The organism is Pseudomonas sp. NPDC087804, assembly GCF_044742965.1.
GTDB lineage: Bacteria > Pseudomonadota > Gammaproteobacteria > Pseudomonadales > Pseudomonadaceae > Aquipseudomonas > Aquipseudomonas rustica.
In genome coordinates this window covers 144,942-171,924 of the sequence record NZ_JBIUVN010000006.1, presented here as the reverse complement: position 1 = coordinate 171,924, position 26,983 = coordinate 144,942, and the positions used below count along the sequence as shown (strand labels likewise).

Sequence of the window (26,983 nt, the reverse complement as noted above, 5' to 3'; positions counted from 1 at the left end):
GTGTGTGTAGGAGCTGCCGAAGGCTGCGATCTTTGAACCGGCACCACGATTTGCGAAATACATAAGAAAAAAGCCACCACCCGAATTCCAGGAGCTTTCACCATGTCGTCGATTCGCCGTTACGCTTTGGCCGCCCTGGCCAGTGCTGTGTTTGCCGGTTCCGCGGTTGCCAAGGATTACGAACTGCTCAACGTGTCGTATGACCCGACGCGCGAGCTGTATCAGGACTACAACGCTGAATTCATCAAGTTCTGGCAGAAAGATCATGCCGGCGACACCGTGAAAATCCAGCAATCCCACGGTGGTTCGGGCAAGCAGGGCCGTGCAGTGATCGACGGTCTGCGCGCTGACGTGGTGACCCTGGCTCTGGCCGGCGACATCGACGAAATCGCCAAACTCGGCAAGACCCTGCCGGCTGATTGGCAGAAGCGTCTGCCGGAAGCGAGCACGCCGTACACCTCGACCATCGTCTTCCTGGTACGCAAGGGCAACCCGAAAGGCATCAAGGACTGGGGCGATCTGGTCAAAAACGACGTCTCGGTGATCACGCCGAACCCGAAAACCTCCGGCGGCGCACGCTGGAACTTCCTCGCCGCGTGGGCCTACGGCCTGAAAGCCAATGGCGGTGACGAAGCCAAAGCCAAAGAATACGTACAGACCCTGTTCAAGCACGTGCCGATCCTCGACACCGGTGCGCGCGGTTCGACCATTACTTTCGTCAACAACGGTCAGGGCGACGTGTTGCTGGCCTGGGAAAACGAAGCGTTTCTGGCCCTGAAAGAAGATGGCGGCGCCGACAAGTTCGACATCGTCGTGCCTTCGCTGTCGATCCTCGCCGAGCCACCAGTGGCCGTGGTCGACAAGAATGCCGAGAAAAAAGGCAACGAGCAGATCGCCGAAGCGTATCTGAAACACCTGTACAGCCCGGCCGGTCAGGAAATCGCCGCGAAAAACTTCTACCGTCCGCGTGACAAAGAAGTCGCCGCCAAATACGCCCAGCAGTTCCCGAAACTGGACCTGGTGACCATCGACAAGGACTTCGGCGGCTGGAAAACCGCGCAGCCGAAATTCTTCAACGACGGTGGCGTGTTCGACCAGATTTATCAGGCGCAGTAATCTGACTACAAAACTGTGGGAGCGGGCTTTTGTGGCGAGGGGATTTATCCCCGTTGGGCAGCGAAGCTGCCCCAAAACCATCACATGCGGTGTATCGGGTTTTCCGCATTTGCCGATTTTGGGGCTACTGCGTAGCCCAACGGGGATAAATCCCCTCGCCACAGGGTTCACTCCCACATTGATGCGTTTTTAACCAAGGACTTTTATGTCGCGTCGTATCTCCCCCGTCATACCCGGCTTCGGGCTGACGCTGGGCTACACCTTGGTGTACCTCAGCCTGATTGTGCTTATCCCGCTGGCGGCGATGTTCGTCCACGCCGCTCAACTCACCTGGGATCAGTTCTGGGCGATCATCTCCGCACCGCGCGTGCTGGCGGCATTGAAGCTGAGCTTCGGCACCGCGCTGTGTGCCGCGATCATCAACGGCATCATCGGCACGCTGCTGGCCTGGGTGCTGGTGCGTTACACGTTCCCGGGGCGCAAGGTGATCGACGCGATGATCGATCTGCCGTTCGCGCTGCCGACCGCTGTTGCCGGTATTGCGTTGACCGCGCTGTACGCGCCGGCCGGCCTGGTCGGGCAATTCGCCGCTGACCTCGGTTTCAAAATCGCTTACACCCCGCTCGGTATCACCCTCGCGCTGACCTTCGTCACACTGCCATTCGTGGTGCGCACGGTGCAGCCGGTGCTGGCCGACATCCCTCGTGAAGTCGAAGAAGCCGCCGCGTGCCTCGGTGCGAAACCCTTGCAGGTGTTCCGCCACATCCTCGTCCCCGCGCTGCTGCCCGCCTGGCTCACCGGTTTTGCCCTGGCGTTCGCGCGTGGCGTTGGCGAGTACGGTTCGGTGATTTTCATCGCCGGCAACATGCCGATGAAAACCGAGATCCTGCCGCTGCTGATCATGGTCAAACTCGACCAATATGATTACACCGGCGCCACCGCTATCGGCGTGTTGATGCTGGTGGTTTCCTTCGTCCTGTTGCTGCTGATCAACTTGCTGCAGCGGCGCATCGAAACCCCATAAGGAGGCGCGAACAATGTCCCAATCGTCTATTGCGGCCGCCTCTTCGGCCAACGCTGCACGCCGTGGCAGTGCCACTTCGCGCAGAGTCCTGATCGGCCTTGGCTGGCTGGTCTTTTTCCTGTTTCTGCTGCTGCCGTTGTTCATCGTCGTATCGCAGGGTTTGAAGAATGGCCTCGGTGCATTTTTCACCGCGATCTTTGAACCGGACGCACTGTCGGCACTGAAACTCACCGTGTTCGCCGTACTGATTTCGGTGCCGCTGAACCTGGTGTTCGGCGTCAGCGCCGCGTGGTGCGTGAGCAAATACTCGTTCCGCGGCAAGAGCATGCTGGTGACGCTGATCGACCTGCCGTTCTCGGTGTCGCCGGTGATTGCCGGTCTGGTCTACGTGCTGATGTTCGGCGCGCAGGGACTGTTCGGGCCGTGGTTGCAGGATCACGACATCCAGATCGTTTTCGCCTTGCCGGGCATCGTACTGGCGACGATTTTTGTCACCGTGCCGTTCGTGGCCCGTGAGCTGATCCCGCTGATGCAGGAACAAGGCACGCAGGAAGAGGAAGCCGCGCGACTGCTCGGCGCCAATGGCTGGCAAATGTTCTGGCATGTAACTGTGCCGAACATCAAGTGGGGCCTGATCTATGGCGTGGTGCTGTGTACCGCGCGGGCCATGGGTGAATTCGGTGCGGTGTCAGTGGTTTCCGGGCACATTCGCGGGGTGACCAACACCTTGCCGCTGCACGTCGAGATCCTCTACAACGAATACAACCACGTGGCCGCGTTCGCCGTGGCGAGCCTGTTGCTGATCCTGGCGCTCTTCATCCTGCTGGCCAAGCAGTGGAGCGAAAACCGTATCAACCGCCTGCGCGCCAGCGCCGCGGAGGAATAATTCATGTCGATCGAAGTGCGTAACGTCAGCAAGAATTTCAATGCGTTCAAGGCGCTGGACAACATCAGCCTGGACATTCACAGCGGTGAACTGGTCGCGCTGCTCGGCCCGTCGGGCTGCGGCAAGACCACGCTGCTGCGGATCATTGCCGGTCTGGAAACCCCGGATCAGGGCAACATCGTTTTCCACGGTGAAGACGTTTCCGGCCACGACGTGCGTGATCGCAACGTCGGTTTCGTGTTCCAGCACTACGCCTTGTTCCGCCACATGACCGTGTTCGACAACGTCGCGTTCGGCCTGCGCATGAAACCGAAAAACCAGCGCCCGAGCGAAAGCCAGATCGCGGTCAAGGTTCACGAACTGCTGAACATGGTGCAGCTGGATTGGTTGTCGGATCGTTATCCGGAGCAGTTGTCCGGAGGTCAGCGTCAGCGTATTGCGCTGGCTCGCGCCTTGGCGGTGGAGCCGAAAGTGTTGCTGCTGGATGAGCCGTTCGGCGCCCTTGATGCCAAGGTGCGGAAAGAGCTGCGCCGCTGGTTGGCGCGTCTGCACGAAGACATCAACCTGACCTCGGTGTTCGTGACCCACGACCAGGAAGAGGCGATGGAAGTCGCTGACCGTATCGTGGTGATGAACAAAGGCGTGATCGAACAGATCGGCTCACCGGGCGACGTCTACGAAAACCCGGCCAGCGATTTTGTTTATCACTTCCTCGGCGATTCGAACCGCTTGCTGCTGAGCGACGACAATCACGTGCTGTTCCGCCCGCACGAAGTGTCGTTGTCGAGGCATGAGCTGGAAGATCACCATGCGGCAGAGGTGCGCGATATTCGGCCATTGGGCGCGACCACGCGGGTGACGTTGAAGGTTGAGGGGCAGACGGATTTGATCGAGGCCGAAGTGGTGAAAGACCACGACAGCCTGATCGGCTTGGCCAAGGGTGAAACCCTGTTCTTCAAGCCGAAGGTCTGGCAGAAAGTCGCCAGCCTTTAAGATCAAAAGCTTCGCGAGCAAGCTCGCTCCCACAGGGATTTTGGTTGTTCACAAATTTTGTGTTCAACACCCATCCACTGTGGGAGCGAGCCTGCTCGCGAATGCGGTCTAGACAGCCGCACGATTCGGATTGACCCGCACAACCCCCGCCCGCACCTCGATCTGCTCTTTCAACTCATGCCGCATCCCGAGCATGAACGCCAACTCGGCCACCACAAACAACGGCCCGACAATCAGCCCCGACACATCATCGACAAACGCCGGTTTGCGCCCTTCATAGTGATGCCCGACAAACTGGATCACCCAGCCCACCACAAACATCGCCAGCCCGCTGCTCAGCCAGACCATGGTGCTCTGCTGCGCCAAGACGTGCCCGGCCCAGACCGACAGGCCCATCAGCGCGGTCATCAATACGCCGAGCTTCACTTCCAGTCTCAGGTAAAACCACGCCGAGGCCAGCGCCACGATAACGGCTGGAGATATCCACAAGCCGCCAAGCGACCATTCCGGCCGCGACAACAAAACCGCCACCGCCACCACAATCAGCGGAATGCCGATAAAGTGGCTGGCGATGTTGCGCGGATCACGGTGGTAGGCGGCGTATTGACTGAGATGGTCGACGAGGCTTTTCATTGTTGTTCCTCCGGTAGGGTTGATCGCATCATCCCTCGGGATCAGGGTTCGCTCTGTCAGGCAGGCGACAATCCAGGAGTGTTTATGCAAATTCGTTCACGGCTGATGAGCGGCCAGTGGTTCAGTCATCTGCCGGTGTCCTTTCAGGATAGCTTGCTGGCGGCGGCCCGGGAGCGGCGGCTGACGGCAGGGCAGCGCTTGTTTCAGCGTGGTGATGCGCCTTGCGGTTTGTACGCGGTGCTTGAGGGCGCGGTGCGCATTGGTGCGGTGAGTGAGCAGGGCAAAGAGGCGCTGTTGAGTCTGGTGGAGGCGCCGCACTGGTTTGGCGAAATCTGCCTGTTCGACGGGCAGCCGCGTACGCATGATGCTTATGCTGTGGGGCCGTGCCTGCTGCTGAATATTCCGCAGGTGACGTTGCTGAAGTTGCTGGATGAGAACCCGGTGTACTGGCGACATCTGGCGCTGTTGATGAGCCACAAACTGCGGCTGGCTTTTATCAACCTCGAACAGCTGAGCCTGCTGCCAGCGCCGGCGCGTCTGGCTCATCGCTTGCTGATGATCGCCGAAGGCTACGGCGAACTCGACGCGCCACGCCGGGTGCTGCAACTGCCGCAAGAGCAGTTGGCGTCGATGCTGTCGCTGTCGCGGCAGACCACTAACCAGATCCTCAAGGACTTGCAGGGGCAAGGAATTATCGGGCTCGGGTATGGTGAGATCGAAATCCTCGATGCCACGCTATTGCGCGCCCTGGCCACGATCTAACGGCGCCACATTATCCACAGTGGAAACCTATACTTGTGGCGAGGGGATTTATCCCCGCTGGGGCGCGCAGCGGCCCTGAAAATGGGACTGCTGCGCAGTCCATCGGGGATAAATCCCCTCGCCACAGAGGCCTGTTCCGAGGATCTGTGTTTATTTTACGAGCCGCGATAGGTCGAGAAGCCGTACGGGCTCAGCAGCAGCGGGATGTGGTAGTGCTGATCGGTCTGCTTCACTTCAAAAATCACCGGGATCTCCGGGAAGAACGTGTCGTGCTTGACCTTCTTGAAGTACTCGCCAGTTTTGAACACCACGCGGTATTCACCCGCCTCAAAAGGCTGCTTGGCCGGGAACAGTTCGGCAATCCGCCCTTGTTCATTGGTGGTGCCCTGAGCCAGCGGCTGCCAGTCCTGACCGACATGTTTCTCCAGGGTCACGTTGATGCCCGGCGACGGCAGGCCGTTTTCCAGATTGAGCACGTGCACGCTCAAGGGGTTGCCAGCGGCCAGCGCCAGGCTTGAGAAAGCGCTCAGGCCGAGCGCGGCGAAAGTCATGCGCAAAGTATTCATCGATGCATCTCCTTATTGGGAACGGGTGGTGGCCAGGCCGGTTTTCTCGGCAGCCTCGATCGCACAGTTTTCGTCTTGCTCACCGCCGCCGGAACCGGCCACGCCCATCGCGCCAACCAATTCATCAGCAGCGAACAATGGAATCCCGCCGCCGAGCAACAACAACTCGTCGAGGGTGTTGAGGTTGGCGGTTTCCGGATTGCTGCGAGCGCGCTCGGCGAACAGTCGAGTGGCGGTTTTGGTCGACAGCGCGGTGTACGCCTTGCGTTGGCTGGCAATGGTGTTATGCGGGCCGACGCCGTCGCCGCGCAAGGTCACCAGCAAGTTGCCGCCGCGATCGAGCACCGACACCGTGCCGGTGCAGTTGGCCATGGCGGTGTCGGCGAGCAGACGTGCGGTTTTCAGGTCGAGGTCAGCGTGACGCGGCAGTTCCGGGCTAGCGTAAACCCCGGCGCTGAGGCCGAGGGTCAGGCTGGCGAGCAAGAATTTCAGGGTCATGGACAAGCTCCAGAAGCGAAGGTCGTCACCTTAATCGCCGGTCTTCGTCAGAACCTCGTCAGTTGGATTACAAGTTTGTAATGGGCAACGTCGCCGAAGGCGCCTAGCCTGTGTGCCTATCAATCGAGGTGTGCCATGCGTTTGCTGGTCGTAGAAGATGAAGCCAAAACCGCAAATTTCCTCGCCAAAGGCTTGGGCGAGTCGGGTTTTGCCGTGGACGTGGCGCTCAATGGCCTCGATGGGCGCTACTTTATCGAGCAGCAGGAATATGACCTGATCATCCTCGACGTGATGCTGCCCGGCCTCAATGGCTGGCAATTGCTGCAGCTGATCCGCCAGCGCGGCGCCACGCCGGTGCTGTTCCTCACCGCCAAGGACGCCATCGAAGACCGTGTGCGCGGCCTCGAGCTGGGCGCCGACGATTACTTGCTGAAACCCTTTGCCTTCGCCGAACTGCTCGCGCGCGTACGCACCTTGCTGCGCCGCGGGCCGATGCGCGAAGCCGAGTCGTACAGCATCGCCGATCTGGAAATCGATGTGCTGCGCCGCCGCGTCAGCCGCAATGGCCAGCGCATCGCCCTGACCAACAAGGAGTTCGCCCTGCTGCAACTGCTCGCCAGTCGCCAGGGCGAAGTGCTGTCGCGCACGCTGATCGCCTCGCAGGTGTGGAACCTGAATTTTGACAGCGACACCAACATGGTCGAAGTCGCCGTGCGGCGTTTGCGCTCGAAAGTCGATGATCCGTACATGCCGAAACTTATCCACACCGTGCGCGGTGTCGGTTATCAACTGGAAGCGCCGGACGATGCGCTCTAAGTCGATCGCCTGGCGACTGGCGCTGGCGTTCGCCATTGTTTGCGCCTTGGTGCTGAGCGCGATTGGCGTGTTTCTCTACCGCTCGCTGGCCTCGGAAATCGCCTACCGCGACGACCTCGCGTTGCTCGGTCGACTGGAGCAAGTGCGCGCCTTGCTCGCCGACAGCGACAGCCTCGGCGCTTTGCAGGCGCGGCCTCGGCTGTATCAGAACATGCTCGGCAATCTCGACAGCCTGTTGCTGGTGCGCCGCGCCGACGGATCGAGCGTGATCGCGATCAATCCACGGCAACGCGAGTTGCCCGCACTGAACGCCATCCCCCGCGAGCAAACGCCGCAGCGTCCCGATGTACTCACGTGGCAAGCGCCGGACGGTGCTGAACTGGCGCTGTTGTCCGGCGAAGCGCAGGGGCCGAACGGCGAGCCGCTGACGGTCATTGCCGGCAAAGTGCTGAGCGAGCGTGAGCAGATGCTCGGCAGTTATCGCATGCGCTTGTACCTGTCGGTTGGCCTCGGTGCGTTGCTCGCTTTTGCCTTGGGCTTGCTCTTACTGCGCCGGGGCCTGCAACCGTTGCGGCAGTTGAGCGAAGCGGTGCGCGGCATCGATCTGCGGAGCCTTGATCAACGCCTGCCTGCCAATGGCACGCCGGCAGAATTGCTTGAACCGGTGCAGGCGCTCAACGGCATGCTCGCGCGGCTGGACGACAGCGTGCAGCGCCTGTCGCAGTTCTCCGCCGACCTCGCCCACGAAATCCGCACGCCGTTGCACACCTTGCTCGCCAGTAACGGCCAGGCACTGAATCATCCGCGCAGCACCGAGGAATATCAGGAAGTGCTGGCCTCGAACATGGAAGAGTTCGAACGGCTCAAGCGCATGGCGGAAAACCTGATGTTCCTCGCCCGGGCAGAACAGGCCGAACGCGCGCTGAATCTGCAAATCCTGGATTTGCACAGCGTTGGCGGTGAGCTGTGTGATTACTTTGAAGCCTTGGCGGATGACCGTGACGTGCGGCTGGACAATCAACTGCACGGTGAACTGCTTGCCGATCAGCAACTGTTGCAACGGGCACTCGGCAATCTGCTGGCCAATGCCGTGCGTCATGCCGATCAAGGATCGGTGATCAGTCTGCGTCGCCGCGACGAGTCGGGTGAGTGCTGGTTGCAAGTGCACAACCATGGCCCGGCGATTGCGCAGGAACATCTGAGCAAACTGTTCGACCGTTTCTACCGCGTCGATCCTTCACGGGCAGAACCGGGGGATTCGGGTGGCTTGGGGTTGGCGATCGTGCAGTCGATCATGCAGTTGCATGGGGGACAGGTGCGGGTGAGTAGTGATGCTGACGGCACTGTTTTTGAGCTGGGGTTTGTGGTGAGCAAGTGATTCTTTCGTGATCACTGGGAACTAGGCTAATCTTGTTCAGTAAGTGCATCAAATGCGATGCAAATTAAACATATATCTAAATTTGCACCATATTTGATGCAGGAAGCCCCATGGAACAGCTTGGCGAGTTGATCAAAGCCCTGCGCAAGGCGAACAAAATGACCCAGCAGGCACTGGCTCAGCAATACGGAATGAGCCGCGCGACGATTTCGGGGATCGAAAACAACACTATTTCGGAAATCGGCCTACGCAAAGTCGAAGCGATCCTCAACGGTTTTGGCTATGAGCTGACTGCGGTTCCGCGTCAGTCTCGTCGACCGACACTCGATACGCTGCAACAGGTTAATTTCCATGACTGAGTTGTCGGATAGATTAAACGTCTGTGTCGGCGGGCAAGCGGTGGGAACGTTGGCGCGCGGGCAAGATAGATTCGACAGCGTCTTCAATTACCGCGAAACAGCCACTGCTGAAAATGCCGTGTCACTGACAATGCCGTCCCGCCTGGAGAGTTATCGTTGGGAGCATGGCATTCATCCGGTTTTCGAGATGAATCTGCCCGAAGGCGCCCTTCGTGATGAGCTGGTTCGGCGTTTCAGCAAAGCAGTTCGCGGCTTCGATGACTTTGCATTGCTGGCCATTGTCGGCCCCTATCAGCTCGGTCGGTTATCCATTGCCAGCCCATCGATGACGGATCGCCCGCCTGAAACGTCGCTGGCCGATCTGCTGGTGCACGATGGTGCGCAAGGCCTGTTCGAGGATCTGTTGCAAACCTATGGCCAGTATTCCGGAGTGTCCGGGGTGCAGCCTAAAGTGCTGGTACGTGACAGTGCGGCTGCGATTGATCGTCTGACGCATCGGGGATCGACCCATTTGGTCAAAGCTTTTCGGGCTGATGAATTTCCGCACTTGGCGACCAACGAATACTTCTGCATGCGTGCCGCGCAACACTGCGGGCTAGACGTGCCGAACTTCGAGCTCAGCGAACATGGCAGGTTTCTGGTTATCGAGCGCTTTGATTTGAGCGCTACGGGCTACCTGGGTTTTGAGGACTTCTGCGTACTCAACGGTTGGCCGTCGAAAGCCAAATACGACGGCTCTTACGAAGGCGCGGCCCGGCAGATCAAAGCGTTTGTTTCGCCTGCATTGCTCAATCTGGCGCTGGAAGCATTTTTCAAGATTGTGGCTTTGTCCGCAGGCGTGAAAAACGGCGACGCTCATCTCAAAAACTTCGGCGTGCTTTACGAAAGCTGCGGCGAGGAATCGACAATCAGACTCGCGCCCGCATACGACATCATCACCACATCGGTCTACATAAAGAACGACAGTATGGCGTTGCTCTTGGGTGGCTCGAAGGCTTGGCCCAAGCACAAAATGCTGATGCGGTTCGGTCGTACGGCCTGCAATCTGACGGAGGCGCGTTGCAATGAATTACTGCAGCAAGTCACTAACGGTATGCAGGTGGCAATGGGCGAAATGGCGGAGTACGGCGCCAGTCATCCGGCGTTCGCCGCGATGGGTGCTGCGATGATCGAACAATGGTCATCCGGTATGGAACGCAGTCTGGCTAAAGGCTGACGATCAGCGCAACCCATCCCGAAACTGCCCCGGCGTCATCCCCGTCCAGCGCTTGAACGCGCGGCTGAAGCTGCTGGTATCGGCGAACCCGAGCAAATAACTCACCTCACTCAACGAACACTGCGGATCGCGCAGGTGCAGCAGCGCCAGGTTCTCGCGGCTCTCGTTGAGCAGTGTGTCGAAGCGACAACCCTCATCCGCCAGATGCCGTTGCAAGCTGCGCAAACTCAAATGCAACGCTTGAGCAATTCGCTCAGCGCTCGGCTCACCTTCCGGCAATTGTTCTTCGATGGCATCGCGCACCTTGCGCTCCCAGGTCAGCGGCTGGAGCTGAGCCATGGTGCGTTTGAGCACTGCCTCATTGTGTTCAGCGAGTTCCGGGTTGGCGTCGTCGAGGTGGCTGTCGAAGTCGACGAGGGCGAACTCCAGACGATCTTCGGCGCAGCCGAAGTGCACCGGGGCGCGGAAGACTTTGTGCCATTGGTGCGCGTCGGTTGGTTCCGGACGGCGCAGATAAACGGCGAGTGGCGCGTAATCGCGGCCGAGGCGATTGCGGCAAGTGCGCACGTAGATCGCGGTGAACGCGTCGATGGCTTCGAAGGCTGGCGCCGGATTGCCTGACGGAATTTTCAGACGGAATTGATAGCGGTCTTCGCTGCGGCTCAGTTCCAGTTCCAGCGCATCGCTGACCACTGGGTGATAGCGCACGATGCGTTCAAACACTTCACGCAAACTGCCGCTTGCGACCAGCGCATAACCGAGCGCATGGAACGTGGTCGGGCTGACGAACCGCGACACGCGCAAACCAATCGCCGGGTCGCCGCTGACCTGCACGGCGATTTCCCACAGGCGCGTGGTGCCGGACAGTGGATAGCGCGCGTTGGGGTCGTCCATCAAATTTGGATCAAGCCCGGCCTGTTGGCACAGGGCAATGCTGTCCAGCCCAAGCGCATCAAGTTGTTTGCGCAAGGCACGGGTCCAACTGGCGAGGGAGGTCGGTTCCTTCATGCTGATTGGCGCTTCCGGTCAACAGGTTGGCGTTCTCGGCTACCGCAATTGAAGCACTGGCGAGGCACGATGCGAACATCATAAACCCGAGGATGGAAGCATGGACGGTACTTCTGCAAGTCCCCAGCGACACAATGCGGCCCAGCGATCAGCACATATTCGCGAAGTGGTGCTGGCCAAAGGCGTCGAATTGCGTGAGCGCTACCCGATTCTCAAGCATCAGGATGCGCTGGGCGCGGGGATTCTGGCCTTTGCCCTGATCGGGATGATCGGCTCGGCGACGCTGTACATCACCGGCCATATGGCGTGGTGGGCGTGCCTTTTGCTCAATGCGTTTTTCGCTTCGCTGACCCATGAGCTGGAACACGACCTGATCCACAGCATGTATTTCCGCAAGCAACGCGTGCCGCACAATTTGATGATGGGCCTGGTGTGGCTGGCGCGGCCGAGCACGATCAATCCGTGGATTCGTCGGCATCTGCACCTCAATCACCACAAGGTTTCCGGCACTGAAACCGATATGGAAGAACGCGCGATCACCAACGGCGAGCCGTGGGGTTTTGCACGTTTGCTGATGGTTGGCGACAACGTGATGTCGGCATTTATCCGCATGCTGCGGGCCAAGACCTGGGCGCACAAGTTCAGCATTATCAAGCGCACGTTGAAGGTCTACGCGCCGCTGGCGCTGGTGCATTGGGGTGCGTGGTATGTGTTTCTCGGTTTCCATGCGGCCAATGGCATCGCGTACCTGCTGGGCGCGCCGATTGAATGGTCAGCGACGACGTTGTCGGTGATGCAGGTGATCGATATTGCCGCTGTGGTGATCATCGGCCCGAATGTTTTGCGTACGTTTTGCCTGCACTTCATCAGCTCGAACATGCATTACTACGGCGATGTTGAACTGGGCAATGTGCTGCAGCAGTGTCAGGTGCTCAACCCTTGGTGGCTGTGGCCGTTGCAGGCGTTCTGCTTCAACTTTGGCAGCAGCCACGGGATTCATCATTTTGTGGTGAAGGAGCCGTTTTATATTCGTCAGATGACCGTGCCGGTGGCGCATAAGGTGATGCGCGAGATGGGGGTGAGGTTTAATGATTTTGGGACGTTTGGGCGGGCGAACCGGTTTGTTCGCCAGGATGAGGTGGTGAGTAAAGAGGTGCGTACAGCCCAGGCTTGATGGGTTGTTTTTAAAGGCCTCTTCGCGAGCAAGCCCGCTCCCACATTGGATCTGTGATCGACACAAATCCCCTGTGGGAGCGGGCTTGCTCGCGAAGGCGTCAGATCAGCCAACATCAATCTGGCTGGAAAGGCGACTCACTCAAAATCACCCCGGTCTCTTCGACATACTGCTGCCAATGCCCGATCAACGCGCTGAGCTTCTCCGGCTGACTCAACGCCAGATCATGAATCTCCCCCGGATCGCTGCTCAAATCATAAAGCTGCCAGGTCGCCGGCCCCACTGGCCCGGGGATCCACACCGCTTTCCACGATCCCTGCCGAATCGCCCTTCGCCCAAATAATTCCCAACCCGTCACCGTGTGCTCGTCGTGCACCTGCGCAGTCTCGCCCGACAAGAACCCCAGCCACGATTTGCCACGCAATGGCGCCACCGGTTTACCGTGCCACAGCTTGCCCGGATGACGCACACCGGCCAGATCGAGAATCGTCGGCGTGATGTCCATCACCGTGCCGAAGCCATGGCTGATCTGCCCTTTGATCGCCAGCTGCGGATAGTGCAGCAGCGCCGGCACGCGAATCCCGCCTTCGGTGGTAAACGCTTTGAACAGCCGTGACGGCGCGGTCGCCACCTGCGCCCAGTTCGGCCCGTACCAGACGTAAGAGTTGGCCCGACCAATGTTGTCGAGGCTGTTGTCGTAGTGCTGGCTGAGGTACGTCACCAGTTCCGGGCCGAATTTCGGGAACGCTTCGAGCAGTGCGCCTTCGGCACCGTTGTCGGACATGAACAGGATGAACGTGTTGTCGAGTTGCCCCTGCTGGCGCAGGTAGTCAACGACCCGGCCAATGTTCCAGTCCATGCGCTCGACCATCGCCGCGTAGACCTCCATCGCCCGCGCGGAAATCTGCTTTTGCTCGTCGCTTAACGCGTCCCACTGTTTGGTCAACTGAATCAGCGGATGCGGCTCGACGTCTGGCTCAATCAGGCCGAGGGCTTTGAGTTTTTCCAGCCGTTCAAGGCGCAACACTTCCGGGCCGGCGTCATAGCGGCCACGGTATTTATCGACGATGTCAGCGGGCGCCTGCAACGGCCAGTGCGGTGCGGAGAATGGCAGGTAAGCGAAGAACGGCCGGGTTTGATCACGCTCCTTGAGGTATTGCAGCAACTTGTCGCCGAAGGCATCGGAGGAGTAGAAATCCTTCGGTAATTCGTCGAGAAACTGGTCATCTTCGATGTACAGCGCCGGGGTCGATTTCAGCAGGCCCGGCGTTTGCTCATCGTAAGTCGGCTCGAAACCATAGTGGTTGGCCGCGCCCGGCAGCAGCGAAAACGAACGCTCGAAACCGCGCGCATGCGGCGCCAGTTCAGCTTTCAAACCGAGGTGCCATTTGCCGCTCATCAACGTTTGATAACCGGCCTCGCGCAGCAGCTCGGGCAAGGCGACGACGCGGTCGTTGAGGTAACCCTCGTAACCCGGTTTGCCGATCAGATCCGGGGTCAGCGTCTCGGCCATGGTGCCGATGCCAGCGATGTGGTGGTCGGTGCCGGTGAGCAGCATCGAGCGGGTCGGCGAGCAGGTCGGTGCGGTATGAAAATCGGTGAGGCGCAGGCCATTATTGGCCAAGGCATCGAGGTGCGGCGTGGCGATTTCGCCGCCGAACGCGCCGATGTCGGAGAAGCCGAGATCGTCGGCCAGAATCACCAGAAAATTGGGACGTTGCGGCATTGCGAAACTCCTGTTCAGCAGGCAATGAACGTCAGCGGCAGATCGCGGATCTGCACCGGCACGCTCGGTTGGTAATGGTCATCACTGGTCAGTTCGTGCAGCAGCTCTTCACGCAACTGATGGAAGTCGAAACTGCTGCGCTGGCGCGGATGGGGCAGGGCGATGTCGACCACTTGCTTGATCCGCCCAGGACGCGGCTCCATCACCACCACGCGGTCGGCGAGGAAGATCGCTTCCTCAACGTCATGGGTGACGAGGATCGTGGTGATCTTCGCGCGATTGCGGATCGCTAACAGCTCGTCCTGCATCTGCTGGCGGGTCAGCGCGTCGAGGGCGCCAAAGGGTTCGTCGAGCAGCAGAATGCGCGGGCTGGCGACGAGGCCGCGAGCAATCGCCACGCGTTGTGCCATGCCGCCGGAGAGCTGGTGCGGATAGGCGCGGGTGAAGTCGCGCAGGCCGACCAGATCGATGAAATCGTCGATGCGTTTTTGCTTTTGTGCAGCACTCAGCGGCTCGTTGACCAGGCCGAGGCCGATGTTGTCGGCGACGGTCAGCCACGGGAATAACCGGTGTTCCTGGAAGACAATGCCGCGCTCGCCGCCGATGCCGCTGACGGCTTTGCCATCGACGGTGATCTGCCCGCGAAATTGCGTATCAAGACCCACCAACAAACGCAGCAAGGTGGATTTGCCGCAGCCGCTGGAACCGACGATGGCGACGAATTCGCCCTCGGCGATGTCCAGGTTGAATTCGCGAATCGCCTCCAGTTCGAAACCGTCGACGTCGAAGGATTTGCCTACGTGGGTGAAGCTGACAATGGGTGCGTTCATGCGTGTCTCCAGCGGGTCGCGCGAATTTCCAGGCGTTGGCCAATAAGGTTGAGCAGGGCGCCGGTGAGGCCGACGAAGAGCATGCACGCCATGATCAGATCCATGCGCAGCAGTTGTTGCGCGCCGATCATCTGGCTGCCGATGCCGCCGTTGGACGGCATGAAATATTCAGCGCCGATGGTGCCGAGCCAGGCGTAGATCAGGCTCAGGCGCAGACCGGCGAAAATCCCCGGCGCGGCGCCGGGGAGCACCAGTCTGCGCAGGCGTTGACCAAGGCTCAGGCGCAGCACTTGTGCGGCTTCGTTGAGTTGCGGCGAAAGGTTGGCGACGCTGCGTTGCGTGGCGATAAACAGCGGAAAAAATGCGGCGAGGGCGACGAACACCCACTTCGCCAGTTCACCCAAACCGAACCATGCGGTGAGCAACGGCACCCAGGCGAAAATCGCGATCTGACGCAGCGCGGCGAGGGTCGGGCCGAGCACACGTTCGCTGGTGCGTGACAAACCCAGCAGCAAGCCGAGGGCCAAACCGAGTCCGCCGCCCAGCAACAAACCGCCGAGGGTGCGACCCAGGCTCAGGGCCATGCCGTTGATCAACGTGCCATCGAGCAGACCGTCCCACGCCGTAATCAGCACGGCCAGCGGGCTCACCAGAATATTCGGATCGACCCACTGTTGATCGTTCGCCAGTTGCCAAAGCGCGAGCAAGCCCAGCGGCAGCAGCCACGGTTGCAAACGCTGCCAGCCTTCATAGCGCGGGCCGCGACGAATTTCCGCAGTGGCCGGGTGCGGCCAGTGCACCAGTTTTTTATCCAGCAGACCGATGCCGCGATCCATCGCCACGCCGATCAAACCGATCACCACGATGCACACGAAAACGATGTCAAGCATGAACAGCTGGCGCGCCCAGACCATGAGATAACCGATGCCTTCGCTGGAGGCGAGCAACTCGACTGCGAGCAGCGATGTCCAGCCAGCGGCCAGCGCCAAACGCACACCGGCCATGAACGCGGGCAGGGCGGCGGGCAGCACCAGTCGACGGATCAGCAGGCGCGGTGGCAGTCGCAACACGGCAGCGGCTTCGCGCAGTTTCGGCTGAGCGTCACGCACGCCGACCAGCGTGTGCAAGGTCACCGGGACGACGATAGCTTTGATCAGCACCACCAGTTTCAACACTTCGCCGATGCCGAAAAACACCATGAACAGCGGAATCCACGCCAGCGTTGGCACCTGCGCCAGGCCGGCGAAGGTCGGGAAAATCAGACGCTCCAGACGGCGGCTGAAACCCAGCGCAGCACCCAGCACTGCACCGGCGGAAATCCCTGCGAGCAAACCCCAGAACAAGCGTTGCAGGCTGATCCACAAATGGCTCCACAGCTCACCTTGCGACAGCTCGACGGCGCTGCTCCACACCAACGATGGCGCCGGCAGGATCTGCTCGCTCATCCATTGGTTGCGCGCGGCCAGCCACCATAGAGCGAACAGACTGATGGGCAGCAGCCATGGCAACAGGCGTTGGTTGATGCTGGGCCAGGAGCGTCGGCTTTTCAGCGGTGGCGCTGGCAGCGGCAAACTGAGCAGAGATTGACGGGCCATGGGTGACCTCCGTTGTCGGGTTGGATCGAGATCGAGTCAAGATCAAAAGATCGCAGCCTTCGGCAGCTCCTACAGGGGCAACGCAATCCCATGTAGGAGCTGCCGAAGGCTGCGATCTTTAGCGGTATTAGCTAAAAACTAAAAGTTATAAGCAGTAGTTAAAAACGTATTTAAAGAGATAAGCAGCGCCATTTAAGGCTTCCAGCCCACACGCATCCAATGCATTCGAAGAATATTTTCGATGCTGTTAATGCATACGCCGCTGCAAGCCCCGGCGTTGTTCGCTTAGCGTTAAAAGCTATAAAAATGTGCTTTTATAGTATTTAAGCGTAGGTGGTGCTTCGGCCTACTTTCGGCTCCTTAACACCTGTATTGATCAAGGAGCCGCACCCATGAACCTTCCTTTCAAACGTGTCATCAGCCTGTTTGCCGCCCCGGCGCTGGCGGGTTTTCTTACGCTGACGGCGCAGGCCGATGAGCTGAAGGAAATCCGCATCGCCGTGCCTGACCTGAGCGCCGGCACTCAACACAGTGGAGGCGGTGTGGTCGACGTGCTGCGTGATCAGCAGATCTTCGAAAAGGCCTTTGCCGATCAGGGCATCAAGATTCAGTGGAATTTCTTCAAGGGTGCGGGGCCAGTGATCAATGAGGCGTTTGCCAACGGTCAGGTTGATCTGGCGTATCTCGGGGATCTGGCGGCGATCATTGGCAAGTCCAACGGCCTCGATACGCGGCTGCTAAATGCCGGTGCACGTGGGGTGAAGCAGTATCTCGGCGTGGTGCCGGGTTCCGGGATCAAGACCTTGCAGGATCTGAAGGGCAAGCGTGTGGCGATCTTCAAGGGCACCGCGACGCAGTTGTCGTTTGACGCGGCGCTGGCCAGTCAGGGCTTGAGCGAGAAGGATCTGAAGGTCATCAACCTCGACTTCACCGGCGCGACCGCTGCACTGGCGGCGAAGCAGATTGATGCGTCGTGGGGCAGTTCCGGGTTGGCGGCATTGCAAATCAAGGGCTTGGCCGAGTTGCCGTTGAACACCAAGGATCTGGGCGGGGCCGGCAGTGTGCAGTCGGTGTTGGTGGGCAGCGGCAAGTTTGTTGATGGGCATCCGGAAGCGGTGGCGAAGTTGTTAAAGGCGCAGCAGCAGGCCGTGGAATGGCTGACGCAGGACAGCAACAAGGATGCGTACGTGCAGTTGGTGTCGGGGCTGGCGAGTTATCCGCCGGTGATCCTCACTGAAGATCTGAAAGATCAGAAACTGAGCGAAGTATTCCCGTCGACGCTGGATCCGGCGTTCCTGGGTAGCTTGCAGGACAAGGTGGATCTGGCGGCGCAGCAAAGGCTGATTCGCAAGCCGTTCAAGGTCAATGAATGGGTGGCGCCTGGGTTGGCAGCGGCCAAGCTCTAAAAGCAAAAGATCGCAGCCTGCGGCAGCTCCTACAGGGGTACCGATCGTTCCCACGCTCTGCGTGGGAATGCATCAATGGACGCTCTGCGTCCGCGGGCTACATTCCCACGCAGAGCGTGGGAACGATCCTCTTTAAACAGCGACGCGATGTTCCTCTCGATCCACCGCCACCAGTGTCTCGATCATCGCCCGCGCCGCCGGCGACAGCCGAAACCCGGTACGGCTGACAATCCCGCAACGCGCATTCATGCTCTCCAGGTTCTGCGGCAAATTGCGCCAGTGCAGCAGCACCAGCGAACCCTTGGCAATGTCCTCGACAAACGCCTCTTCCGTACCGACGCCAATCGCATTCGATTGCAGCACCACTTTCACCAGCGCCGGAAAATGCTCGGTCTCGATGGTCGGCGAAAAATCGATCCTGCCACTAAGGTTCGCCAGCAGTTTACGAATGCCCGGCGGGATCCGCGTGGTCGCCAGCGGGTAGTCGAACATGTCGTTGGTCGACAGGCTTTCCTTGGCCAACAACGGATGCCCCGGACGGCAGAAAAACACTCCGCGCTTGGGCGTCAGTGCTTGCGTCTGAAAGTTCGGATCCGCCTCGAAATGACGAATGTCGGCGATGAAAAATTCGATCTCTTCACGGCTCAACGCACGGCTGAGTTTTTCCCAGTTATCCACCTGAAAACAGGTGCGCACTTTCGGGTGCGCATTGATGAATTGCGCCACTGCATTCGGCACCAGTTTCACCGCCGGCGCCGGGCCGCAACCGAAGTGCACTTCGCCGGCATCGAGCTTGGTCATCTGCGTCACTTCAGCACTCAGCATCGCCGCGCCTTGTACCAGGCTCAGGGCGTGTTGCAGCACCACTTGGCCTTCGGGGGTGGGGCGCAAATCCTTGTTGCCGCGATCCACCAGCACGCAGCCGAACTCCTGCTCAAGCCCTTGAATACTGCGGCTGAACGCCGGTTGAGTGATGCCCATCGCGTCCGCCGCACGGACAAAACTGCGGTGTTCGTTGAGGGCGATGAAGTAGCGCAACTGGCGAAGATCCATATGCTTTTCCGGCATCCTAAAAATAGCTCGAAGGCATTTGCGACGAGGGTTGCTAGAGGTTTTAAATGCAAGCTCTTATTCCGTCAACGAAGCATGTGAATATCTATTAGATGTAAATGGAATATAGATAGAGCAATGTTTCGCTGCCGCCCAACCGTAAGCAGTCGATGAGGGTCTACCCATGAGCAATGCCGCACTCGCAGTAAAACCCGCTGTCCACGCGCTGGAAATTCACCCGGTGGCCGGTCGTATTGGCGCCGAGATTCGTGGCGTGCACTTGTCCGGTGAACTGGACGCCGCCACCGTCGAAGCCATTCAACAGGCACTGGTACAGTACAAAGTCGTGTTCTTCCGCGAACAGACTCAGCTCGACGATCAGCGTCAGGAAGCCTTTGCTCATTTGCTCGGCGAACCGGTGGCGCACCCGACCGTGCCGTCCCGTGAAGGCACGCGTTATCTGCTCGAACTGGACGGCGCGGAAGGTCAGCGCGCCAACTCCTGGCACACCGACGTGACCTTCGTCGATGCTTACCCGAAAGCCTCGATCCTGCGCTCGGTGGTGGCCCCGGCATTCGGTGGCGACACCCTGTGGGCCAACACCGCGACGGCATACAACGGCTTGCCGACCGAACTGCGTGAACTGGCCGATAAACTGGTCGCCGTGCACAGCAACGAGTACGACTACGCCAGTGCGAAACCGGACGTGTCGGCAGAGAAGCTGGAGCGCTATCGCAAGGTTTTCACATCGACTGTTTACGAGACTGAGCACCCGGTGGTGCGCGTGCACCCGATCAGCGGCGAGAAGAGCTTGTTGTTGGGGCATTTCGTTAAACGCATCAAAGGTTACTCGCAGGCCGATTCGGCGCATTTGTTTGGGCTTTTGCAGAGCCATGTGATCCGTCAGGAAAACACTGTGCGCTGGCGCTGGAAGGCGGGTGATGTGGCGATCTGGGATAACCGTTCGACGCAGCATTATGCGATTGATGATTACGGGACTCAGGATCGGGTGGTGCGTCGGGTGACGTTGAAGGGTGAGGTGCCGGTGGGGGCGAACGGGCAGCGTAGCCAGACTATCAAAGGCGCGGACATCGTCGGCGTCTGATCGAGCTCGATACCTGTAGGAGCTGTCGAGTGAAACGAGGCTGCGATCTTTTGATTTGAAGATCAGGATCAAAAGATCGCAGCGTGCCGCAGCTCCTACCGGAATCACCAAACCCCGATCTGAACGACTTTCTCGGATTCCGGCTCACCATACCGAAACCGCTGTCCACGCCCATCAATCTCCTGATGACTGATCGTCGTGCGCCGCTTCAACCCCCGCACCCACTCAAACAAATACCCTGCATGCTCCTCGCGCACCGCCGCGAATTCCGGATCCTCGCCCAAATCACGCAGCTCCTGCGGATCATTCAGCAAATCAAACAACTGCGGCCGAAAGCCGTCGTACGCCAGGTATTTCCAGCGTTCGCTGCGCACCATGGTCATGCGGCAACGATCGATCGGCTGGCCCAGTCGCTCCCGCGCAGGCGCCTGAAACGCGTAGTCGTATTCGCTGATCGCATAGCGGCGCCAGTCCGGATTCTCTCCGTGCAGAAGCGGGATCAACGAACGACCCTCAAGTCGATGCTCCGCCGCCGGCAATCCCAGCGCTTGAAGAAACGTCGGCAACGCATCAATGGTTTCCGCCAGCCGATCATCCACCGTGCCGCGCGTGGAATCCGCCGCCGCCCGAGGGTCGCGCACGATCAGTGGTACGCCCACCGCCTGCTCCAGCAAAAACTCCTTCTCGCCGAGCCAGTGATCGCCCAGAAAGTCGCCGTGATCGCTGGTGAACACGATCAACGTGTCATCCCAACGGCCATTGCTCTGCAGAAAATCGAACAGACGCCCAAGTTGATCATCGACTTGCTTGACCAGGCCCATGTACGTGGGGATTACAGTCAATCGTACTGAATCGCGGGAGAAGTTGAGGCTTTCCTCATGCTGGCGAAAGGCAGTGTATACGGGGTGTTTGCTGGCTTCGGAGGGCGTCGCGCGGATCGGTTCGAGAATCGATTTCGTACTGTACAAGGCGTGGTACGGCGCTGGTACGATGTAGGGCCAGTGCGGTTTGATATAGGAAAGGTGTAAACACCACGATTTCTCGCCTTGCTCGGTGATGAAGTCGATGGCTCGATTTGTAGTGTAGACAGTCTCTGAGTGCTGCTCGGGAATTCGTGCTGGCAATTTCGAATGACGCATTTGCCAGCCGCTGAGGATTTCGCCGTTGTCGCCTTCGGCGGCGTTGGCCCAGTCGTGCCAGGGATTTTTGCCGTCGAAGCCCTGTTCACGCAGGTAATGGGTGTAGGGCGCAGATTCGCGTTTGTCATCGAACAGCGGATCGTCGGGATAGATGCCGTCGTGGCGCATGTACGGTTCGAAACCGACTTCGTTGAGAATTTCGGCTTGCTCGCTCTCGGGGTTGATCGCCAGACGTTGCAAGGCATCCACGTTCGCCGTTGCGTGAGTCTTGCCAACCAGTGCAGTGCGGATGCCGTGCGGGCGCAGGTAATCGCCGATCGTCAGTTCTTCCAGCGGCAGCGGCACGGCGTTCCAGGCGACTTGATGGCTGCTGACGTAACGCCCGGTGTAGGCCGACATCCGCGATGGGCCGCAGATCGTGCCTTGGGTGTAGGCGCGGCTGAAACGTACGCCGGCGGCGGCGAGACGATCGATGTTCGGCGTGTGCAAATGTGGGTGGCCGTAGCAGGACAGGTAATCGCGGCGCAGTTGATCGCACATGATGTACAGCACGTTGCGCACGGGTTTTGGCGGGGTGGGCATGGGGTTCACCGGTCAGTGGGACAGGCGAGGGTTTTCGCTTTCGGTGGGGGTGTTCGGCAAGTGCATTTGGGGAATGGGGTTTATGCAGGGAGTGCATCGGTGCCAGTACTGGCGCTATCGCGAGCAGGCTCACTCCTACAGGGGAATGCATTTCAAATGTAGGAGTGAGCCTGCTCGCGATAGCGGTCGATCAGACGGCAAGTCTTTCCAGCGAACACACCTCCTCATCCACCGCATCAATCACCTTGATCTGCTCAATCATCGCCTCCGCCAACGGCGACAACCGATACCCCGCGCGGCTGACAATCCCATAGCGCGTATACAGCTCCTCCAGATCATCCGCCAAACCCTCAACCCGCAAACACACCAGCTCACCCTTGGCCTGATGCAGGGCGTCCGAATACGCGCCGACAATCCCGATCGCCTCCGAACGCAGCACCACACTGAGCAGACTCGAGCTGTTTTCGCACTCCACATGCGGGGTGAAATCCGGGCGGCCGCTGAGGTCGACAATCACCTTGCGCAGGTTCGGCGGGCGGATGCTCACCGCCAGCGGATAACTCATCAATTGCTCGGCGGTGACTCGATCAAATGCCGCCAACGGATGCCCGGCGCGGCAGCAGAAATGCCATTTGCGCGGGCGCAATCGATGCGTCTGATAATCCGGATCCGCCTCGAAATGCCGAGTGTCCGCAACGAAGAATTCAAACTCTTCGCTCAATAAGCGTTTGCTCAAACTCTGCCAATCATCGACCTGAAACTGCACCCGCGCTTTCGGGTAGCGACCGATGAAGCTGCCAATTGCGCGCGGGATCAAACCTGCTGCCGGCGCCGGCCCGCAACCAAAGCGCAGTTCCCCCGCCTCCAGCCCATTGAACTGGCTGATCTCGTTGGCCATTTGCTGCGCACCACTGACCAGCCGCCGCGCGTGTTCGAGCAGCACCTGGCCCTGTTTGGTCGGTGGTAATTCCTTGCGCCCGCGATCGACCAACTGGCAGCCGACGCTGTGCTCCAGCGCCTGAATGCTACGGCTGAATGCCGACTGCGACAGGTTCACCGCCTGCGCGCCGGCGACGAAGCTGCGTTGTTCAGCCAAGGCGATGAAGTGACGAAGTTGTCGCAAGTCGATATGCATTTTTCACATAAAAAATATCCGGGAAATGCATTGGATATGCATTAGGTCGACTCCTTATAAAGGCAATCTCTTATGCAGTAAATATTTGTAAATCCATAAATAAATAACTTAAAAGAATATGCAGCGCTGAAGATGTCTGTGTGTTTTTTGACCAGGAGCCGCGCCATGAGTCCGTTGAACCTAGCGTCACCCTTAACACCACGACGGCTCAAACGCCTGCCTCTGGCCTTGTTGCTGGCAGGGAGCGCCAGTTGGACTCACAGCTACGCCGCCGAAACGGAAACCCCGACGCCGGTACCCGCAGGCAAACCGGCGGCCAACAGTTCGCAGCTGGAAACCGTGACCGTGACCACTCGCCGCCGCGAAGAAAGTTCGCAGGATGTACCGACGCCGATGAGCGTGGTCAGCGGCCAGAATCTGGAGACGCAACGGGTTTACCGGATTCAGGATTTGCAGCAACTGGTACCGAGCGTCAACGTCGCCTACATGCATGCGCGGCAGTCCAGCGTGTCGATCCGAGGCCTGGGCAACAACCCGGCGAGCGATGGTCTGGAAGGCAGCGTCGGGCTGTACATCGACAACGTGTATCTCGGCCGTCCAGGCATGGCGGTGTTCGATTTGATGGACATCGAACAGCTCGAAGTTTTGCGTGGGCCGCAGGGTACGCTGTTCGGTAAAAACACCACCGCCGGGGTGATCAACATCAGCACCCGCGCGCCGACCTTCACGCCTGAGCGCAGCATCGAAACCTCGGTCGGCGAAGACGGTTATTTCCAAACCAAAGGCACGATTTCCGGGCCGCTCAACGATGAGCTGGCCGGACGTTTTTCCGCCTATCGCACGCGCAGTGACGGCGACATCAAGAACGAATACAACGGCCATGATTTGAACGGCGGCTCGCGCGATGGCTTCCGCGCCCAGTTGCTGTTCAAGCCCAACGAAGACTTCAATCTGCGCTGGATCGGCGACTACAACGAAGAGGATTCCAGTGCCGGCACCCGCGTGCTGTACGACACCGGGCCGACCATCAACGGCGTCAATCTTTACTCGGCGCGGGCAGCGGCGGCCGGGGCAACGTTGGTCAACGGCTCGCACCGCAAGGTCAATCTGGACAGCGATCAACACGTCACCGTGCATCAGGGCGGCACCTCGGTTGAAGCCAATTGGGCACTGCCGAGCGATTTCACCCTGACCTCGATCAGCTCGTATCGCTTCTGGAATTTCACCCCGAAAAATGACGATGGTCTCAACGTCGCGTCAACTTACAACGCTGGTGTTTCGGTAGAAGACAAACAGTACTCACAGGAATTTCGCCTGGCGTCGCCCAAGGGCGAGTTCTTCGATTACGTCGTCGGCGCCTACTACTTCGGCAACGATCTGGACAACAAATCCTTCGCCTATTACGGCCCGCAAGCGGACATCTGGAACGGTACGCCGGCCGGTGCGCTGGCCAACATTGGCAGCGTCGGCAACGGCCATATCAAGACCGACAGTTTTGCGCTGTTTGCCCAAGGCACCTGGCATCTGACCGAGCGCCTGGATTTCACCGCCGGCGTGCGCGGCACCTATGAAGAGAAGAACGCCTGGGTCACTCGCGATGCGCCGGTCGGTGGCGCGGCGGTGACGGGTGCAGCGGCAACGGCGCGGCGCGGTCGTGCCGGCGCCTACGATTCCGGCGACTTGAATCAGTACAGTTCCAGCCCGTCCGGTTTGCTCAACCTCAGCTATCGCATCACTGACGATGTGCTCGGTTACGCGACGGTGTCTCACGGCGAAAAATCCGGCGGCGTTAACCTCTCAGTCGGCTCTGCACCCGCCGCCGGCGCCGACTCGCTGTTGGTCGGCACCGAACGCGCAAACAACGCCGAACTCGGTTTCAAAAGTACGCTGTGGGATCGTCGTTTGCAGCTCAACGCCAACGTCTTCTGGACGCAGGTCAACGCCTATCAGACCAACGCTTACGACGACGTCAACCGCGTGCAATACCTGACCAACGCTGGTTCCGTGCGCTCGCGCGGCGTCGAGTTTGAAAGCACGGTGATCCCGCTGCGTGGCTTGACCCTTAACTTCAACGGCTCCTTCAACGACGTTAGCTACCTCTCCTACAAAGACGCGCCGTGCCCGCCGGAAATCAGTCAGGCGCCGGGTGCCCCGGCGTCTTGCGACCTCAGCGGTCACCAAGTGGTCGGCGCTTCGAAATGGATCGGCAACGCCAACGGCGAATACAAATGGAATCTCGATAACGGCTTCGAACCGTACGTCACCGGCAGCTATGCCTTCCGCTCGAAAGCCGTCGGCACGGTCGAGGATTCCGACTATGGGCAGATCCCGAGTTACGCGGTGGTCAACCTTTCCACCGGCCTGCGCGGCGACTTCAACCAAGGGCAGTGGGACATCTCGCTGTGGCTGAAAAACGCCTTCGACAAAACCTACTACACGACCCTGTGGACGGGCGGCAACGGCGGCTATGAAGGCCTGCTCGGCACACCGCGAACCCTCGGCGTCACCGGTCGCTACGACTTCTGATAAGTCATTCAAGGAGCTGCATCATGTTGCGCATCAAAACGGCTTTTCCGCTGTTGTTGTCCGGCGCGGTGTTTAGCGCTGGCGCCTTCGCCGCACCGAGCGTTTACCCGACTGGCGTCACCCGTTACGACCCGAACAAAGCGTTCAATCAGTACGTGATTTTCAGCGGCGCCGACAAGCAGACGCACCTGATCGACATGAACGGCAACGAGGTCAAGAACTGGCCGCAGGCAGGTTTCCCTTCAGCGATCATCGACCCGAAACTGGTCGGCGGCGAGCGCGGGCATGTCCTGCTGCAACTGAGTGACAAGGATCCCGGCAAACTCGGTTCAGCCGGCAATGGCCTGGGCAATCAGAGCGTCGGCGAATTGGACTGGAATGGCAAAGTCGTCTGGCAGTGGGGCGACAAGGCGCCCGGTGGTGCGGCGCAGCAGCATCACGATCAACGCCGGTTGAGCAACGGCAACACCGTGGTGCTGGCGAACAAAGTGCACCCGATCAAAGGCTTCAAAGTCCCCGAGGTGATCGACGATGCGATCTATGAAGTCAGCCCCGACGGTGCGGTGAAATGGCAGTGGCTGGCGTCGGAGCACCTCAACGAATTCGGCTTCACCCCAGAGCAATTGAAACTGGTGCGCGGCAGCGAGGATGCGGACTACCTGCACATCAATAACCTCAGCGTGGTCGGCCCGAACAAGTGGTTCGATGCCGGTGACAAGCGTTTCAATCCGGACAATCTTTTGTTCGATTCGCGCAACGCCAACTTCATCGCGATCATCGAAAAAAGCAGCGGCAAAGTGGTCTGGCGTCTGGGGCCGAATCTGCCCTTGGCCAGCCCGAAAACCGCGCGGACGCTGCCACGTCCGGTCGATCAATTTGTCGGTCAGCATGACGCTCACATCATTCCGGCCGGGCTTCCGGGCGCGGGCAATGTGCTGGTGTTCGATAACCAGGGTTCGGCGGGTTATCCGAACGTCACCCTCGGGCTGATTTCCGGCTCGCGAGTGTTGGAAATTGATCCGGTGAAAAACGAAATCGTCTGGCAGTACAGCGCCGCCAATTCGAAGCAACCGGGGTGGGCGTTTTACAGCTCGTTCATCAGCAGTGCGCGGCGTTTGCCCAACGGCAATACGTTGATCGACGAAGGCATGAACGGACGGTTTTTCCAGGTCACGGCCAGCGGTGAAAACGTCTGGGAATACGTCAGTCCGTACCTGGGCAAGGCGCCGGGCAGCGATGCCGTCAGCAATTGGGTGTATCGCGCGTTACCTGTGAGTTATGACTGGGTGCCGCAGGGTACGCCGCGCTCCGAAACCGCTGTGATTGCACCGGTGGTGGGCGTGCAGCAGACCAACGCCAGTCGCTAGTCGAGCCGCGCATCGGGTCTTTGTTGATGCGTTGCGCGAATACTTTCAATGCCTGAAAAGCATGCTGTTTTCACCACATGGCTACAGCCCTTA

Annotated in this window: 24 protein-coding genes; 14 read left to right on the top strand and 10 right to left on the bottom strand. The window is 59.5% G+C overall.

Annotated elements, in window-relative coordinates; translation table 11 throughout:
• Positions 1-102: 102 nt before the first annotated feature.
• From ACIOMO_RS12735 to ACIOMO_RS12720, 4 genes are all read left to right on the top strand, one after another.
• The gene (locus ACIOMO_RS12735; RefSeq protein WP_008080017.1) at positions 103-1,116 is read left to right on the top strand and encodes a sulfate ABC transporter substrate-binding protein; all 1,014 of its coding nucleotides are present in this window, start codon (positions 103-105) and stop codon (positions 1,114-1,116) included.
• Positions 1,117-1,321: 205 nt separating this feature from the next.
• On the top strand, positions 1,322-2,140 hold the full coding sequence (gene cysT, locus ACIOMO_RS12730) for a sulfate ABC transporter permease subunit CysT (protein ID WP_008080019.1): 819 nt from the start codon (positions 1,322-1,324) through the stop codon (positions 2,138-2,140).
• Between the two features lie 13 nt (positions 2,141-2,153).
• Positions 2,154-3,026, top strand: a complete 873-nt coding sequence (gene cysW / locus ACIOMO_RS12725) for a sulfate ABC transporter permease subunit CysW (protein WP_034151824.1) — start codon at positions 2,154-2,156, stop codon at positions 3,024-3,026.
• Positions 3,027-3,029: 3 nt separating this feature from the next.
• Positions 3,030-4,019 carry a sulfate ABC transporter ATP-binding protein gene (locus ACIOMO_RS12720; protein WP_122594084.1) on the top strand — a complete coding sequence of 330 codons (990 nt, stop codon included), beginning with the start codon at positions 3,030-3,032 and terminating at the stop codon, positions 4,017-4,019.
• A 108-nt stretch (positions 4,020-4,127) separates the two neighbouring features.
• Here ACIOMO_RS12720 and ACIOMO_RS12715 read toward each other — a convergent pair whose 3' ends face one another.
• Complete coding sequence (locus ACIOMO_RS12715) at positions 4,128-4,652, bottom strand: DUF962 domain-containing protein (RefSeq protein WP_401241022.1); 525 nt, start codon at positions 4,650-4,652, stop codon at positions 4,128-4,130.
• A gap of 84 nt (positions 4,653-4,736) precedes the next feature.
• Between ACIOMO_RS12715 and ACIOMO_RS12710 the strand changes: the two genes are divergently transcribed.
• Complete coding sequence (locus ACIOMO_RS12710) at positions 4,737-5,414, top strand: Crp/Fnr family transcriptional regulator (RefSeq protein ID WP_401241019.1); 678 nt, start codon at positions 4,737-4,739, stop codon at positions 5,412-5,414.
• A gap of 155 nt (positions 5,415-5,569) precedes the next feature.
• Here ACIOMO_RS12710 and uraH read toward each other — a convergent pair whose 3' ends face one another.
• On the bottom strand, positions 5,570-5,980 hold the full coding sequence (gene uraH / locus ACIOMO_RS12705; protein ID WP_016987599.1) for a hydroxyisourate hydrolase: 411 nt from the start codon (positions 5,978-5,980) through the stop codon (positions 5,570-5,572).
• Positions 5,981-5,992: 12 nt separating this feature from the next.
• The gene (locus ACIOMO_RS12700) at positions 5,993-6,478 is read right to left on the bottom strand and encodes a heme-binding protein (RefSeq protein WP_401241014.1); all 486 of its coding nucleotides are present in this window, start codon (positions 6,476-6,478) and stop codon (positions 5,993-5,995) included.
• Between the two features lie 135 nt (positions 6,479-6,613).
• Here ACIOMO_RS12700 and ACIOMO_RS12695 point away from each other — a divergent pair, with 135 nt between their 5' ends.
• The 4 genes from ACIOMO_RS12695 to ACIOMO_RS12680 all read left to right on the top strand — a co-directional run bounded on the left by ACIOMO_RS12695 (position 6,614) and on the right by ACIOMO_RS12680 (position 10,247).
• Positions 6,614-7,294 carry a heavy metal response regulator transcription factor gene (locus tag ACIOMO_RS12695; protein ID WP_053116476.1) on the top strand — a complete coding sequence of 227 codons (681 nt, stop codon included), beginning with the start codon at positions 6,614-6,616 and terminating at the stop codon, positions 7,292-7,294.
• Complete coding sequence (locus tag ACIOMO_RS12690) at positions 7,284-8,672, top strand: heavy metal sensor histidine kinase (protein ID WP_401241011.1); 1,389 nt, start codon at positions 7,284-7,286, stop codon at positions 8,670-8,672. Before ACIOMO_RS12695 ends, ACIOMO_RS12690 begins: the two co-directional genes overlap by 11 nt.
• A gap of 110 nt (positions 8,673-8,782) precedes the next feature.
• On the top strand, positions 8,783-9,031 hold the full coding sequence (locus tag ACIOMO_RS12685) for a helix-turn-helix domain-containing protein (protein ID WP_401241009.1): 249 nt from the start codon (positions 8,783-8,785) through the stop codon (positions 9,029-9,031).
• On the top strand, positions 9,024-10,247 hold the full coding sequence (locus tag ACIOMO_RS12680) for a type II toxin-antitoxin system HipA family toxin (RefSeq protein ID WP_401241007.1): 1,224 nt from the start codon (positions 9,024-9,026) through the stop codon (positions 10,245-10,247). The genes ACIOMO_RS12685 and ACIOMO_RS12680 overlap by 8 nt, the downstream gene beginning before the upstream one ends.
• Positions 10,248-10,250: 3 nt before the next feature.
• Here ACIOMO_RS12680 and ACIOMO_RS12675 read toward each other — a convergent pair whose 3' ends face one another.
• Positions 10,251-11,255 carry an AraC family transcriptional regulator gene (locus ACIOMO_RS12675; RefSeq protein ID WP_401241005.1) on the bottom strand — a complete coding sequence of 335 codons (1,005 nt, stop codon included), beginning with the start codon at positions 11,253-11,255 and terminating at the stop codon, positions 10,251-10,253.
• Positions 11,256-11,355: 100 nt separating this feature from the next.
• Between ACIOMO_RS12675 and ACIOMO_RS12670 the strand changes: the two genes are divergently transcribed.
• Complete coding sequence (locus ACIOMO_RS12670; protein WP_401241002.1) at positions 11,356-12,429, top strand: fatty acid desaturase; 1,074 nt, start codon at positions 11,356-11,358, stop codon at positions 12,427-12,429.
• Between the two features lie 115 nt (positions 12,430-12,544).
• Here the strand turns inward: ACIOMO_RS12670 and ACIOMO_RS12665 are convergent, their stop codons facing one another.
• From ACIOMO_RS12665 to ACIOMO_RS12655, 3 genes are read right to left on the bottom strand one after another with little or no spacing between them, the layout of a single operon-like run.
• Positions 12,545-14,155 carry an arylsulfatase gene (locus ACIOMO_RS12665; RefSeq protein WP_053116481.1) on the bottom strand — a complete coding sequence of 537 codons (1,611 nt, stop codon included), beginning with the start codon at positions 14,153-14,155 and terminating at the stop codon, positions 12,545-12,547.
• Positions 14,156-14,169: 14 nt separating this feature from the next.
• A complete protein-coding gene (locus ACIOMO_RS12660) occupies positions 14,170-14,985 on the bottom strand; it encodes an ABC transporter ATP-binding protein (protein ID WP_053116482.1) in 816 nt (271 codons plus the stop codon).
• Positions 14,982-16,580 (bottom strand): ABC transporter permease, encoded by a 1,599-nt coding sequence (locus ACIOMO_RS12655; RefSeq protein ID WP_212546321.1) that lies wholly within the window; start codon positions 16,578-16,580, stop codon positions 14,982-14,984. The genes ACIOMO_RS12660 and ACIOMO_RS12655 overlap by 4 nt, the downstream gene beginning before the upstream one ends.
• Before the next feature lie 392 nt (positions 16,581-16,972).
• Here ACIOMO_RS12655 and ACIOMO_RS12650 point away from each other — a divergent pair, with 392 nt between their 5' ends.
• Complete coding sequence (locus ACIOMO_RS12650) at positions 16,973-17,986, top strand: ABC transporter substrate-binding protein (RefSeq protein WP_053116484.1); 1,014 nt, start codon at positions 16,973-16,975, stop codon at positions 17,984-17,986.
• A 132-nt stretch (positions 17,987-18,118) separates the two neighbouring features.
• On the opposite strand, the gene ACIOMO_RS12645 is transcribed toward ACIOMO_RS12650, so the two are convergent.
• A complete protein-coding gene (locus tag ACIOMO_RS12645; protein ID WP_401240997.1) occupies positions 18,119-19,039 on the bottom strand; it encodes a LysR family transcriptional regulator in 921 nt (306 codons plus the stop codon).
• A 181-nt stretch (positions 19,040-19,220) separates the two neighbouring features.
• Here ACIOMO_RS12645 and ACIOMO_RS12640 point away from each other — a divergent pair, with 181 nt between their 5' ends.
• Entirely contained in the window at positions 19,221-20,141 is a 921-nt protein-coding gene (locus ACIOMO_RS12640) for a TauD/TfdA family dioxygenase (protein ID WP_053116486.1), read from the top strand.
• Positions 20,142-20,245: 104 nt separating this feature from the next.
• Here ACIOMO_RS12640 and ACIOMO_RS12635 read toward each other — a convergent pair whose 3' ends face one another.
• The gene (locus ACIOMO_RS12635) at positions 20,246-21,862 is read right to left on the bottom strand and encodes an alkaline phosphatase family protein (RefSeq protein ID WP_401240994.1); all 1,617 of its coding nucleotides are present in this window, start codon (positions 21,860-21,862) and stop codon (positions 20,246-20,248) included.
• 190 nt (positions 21,863-22,052) lie between these two features.
• A complete protein-coding gene (locus tag ACIOMO_RS12630; protein WP_401240991.1) occupies positions 22,053-22,997 on the bottom strand; it encodes a LysR family transcriptional regulator in 945 nt (314 codons plus the stop codon).
• A gap of 165 nt (positions 22,998-23,162) precedes the next feature.
• Here ACIOMO_RS12630 and ACIOMO_RS12625 point away from each other — a divergent pair, with 165 nt between their 5' ends.
• Positions 23,163-25,523, top strand: coding sequence for a TonB-dependent receptor (locus ACIOMO_RS12625; RefSeq protein ID WP_212546317.1), 2,361 nt, complete (start codon positions 23,163-23,165; stop codon positions 25,521-25,523).
• 23 nt (positions 25,524-25,546) lie between these two features.
• Positions 25,547-26,890 (top strand): aryl-sulfate sulfotransferase, encoded by a 1,344-nt coding sequence (locus ACIOMO_RS12620; protein WP_401240988.1) that lies wholly within the window; start codon positions 25,547-25,549, stop codon positions 26,888-26,890.
• The last annotated feature ends 93 nt before the right edge of the window (positions 26,891-26,983 follow it).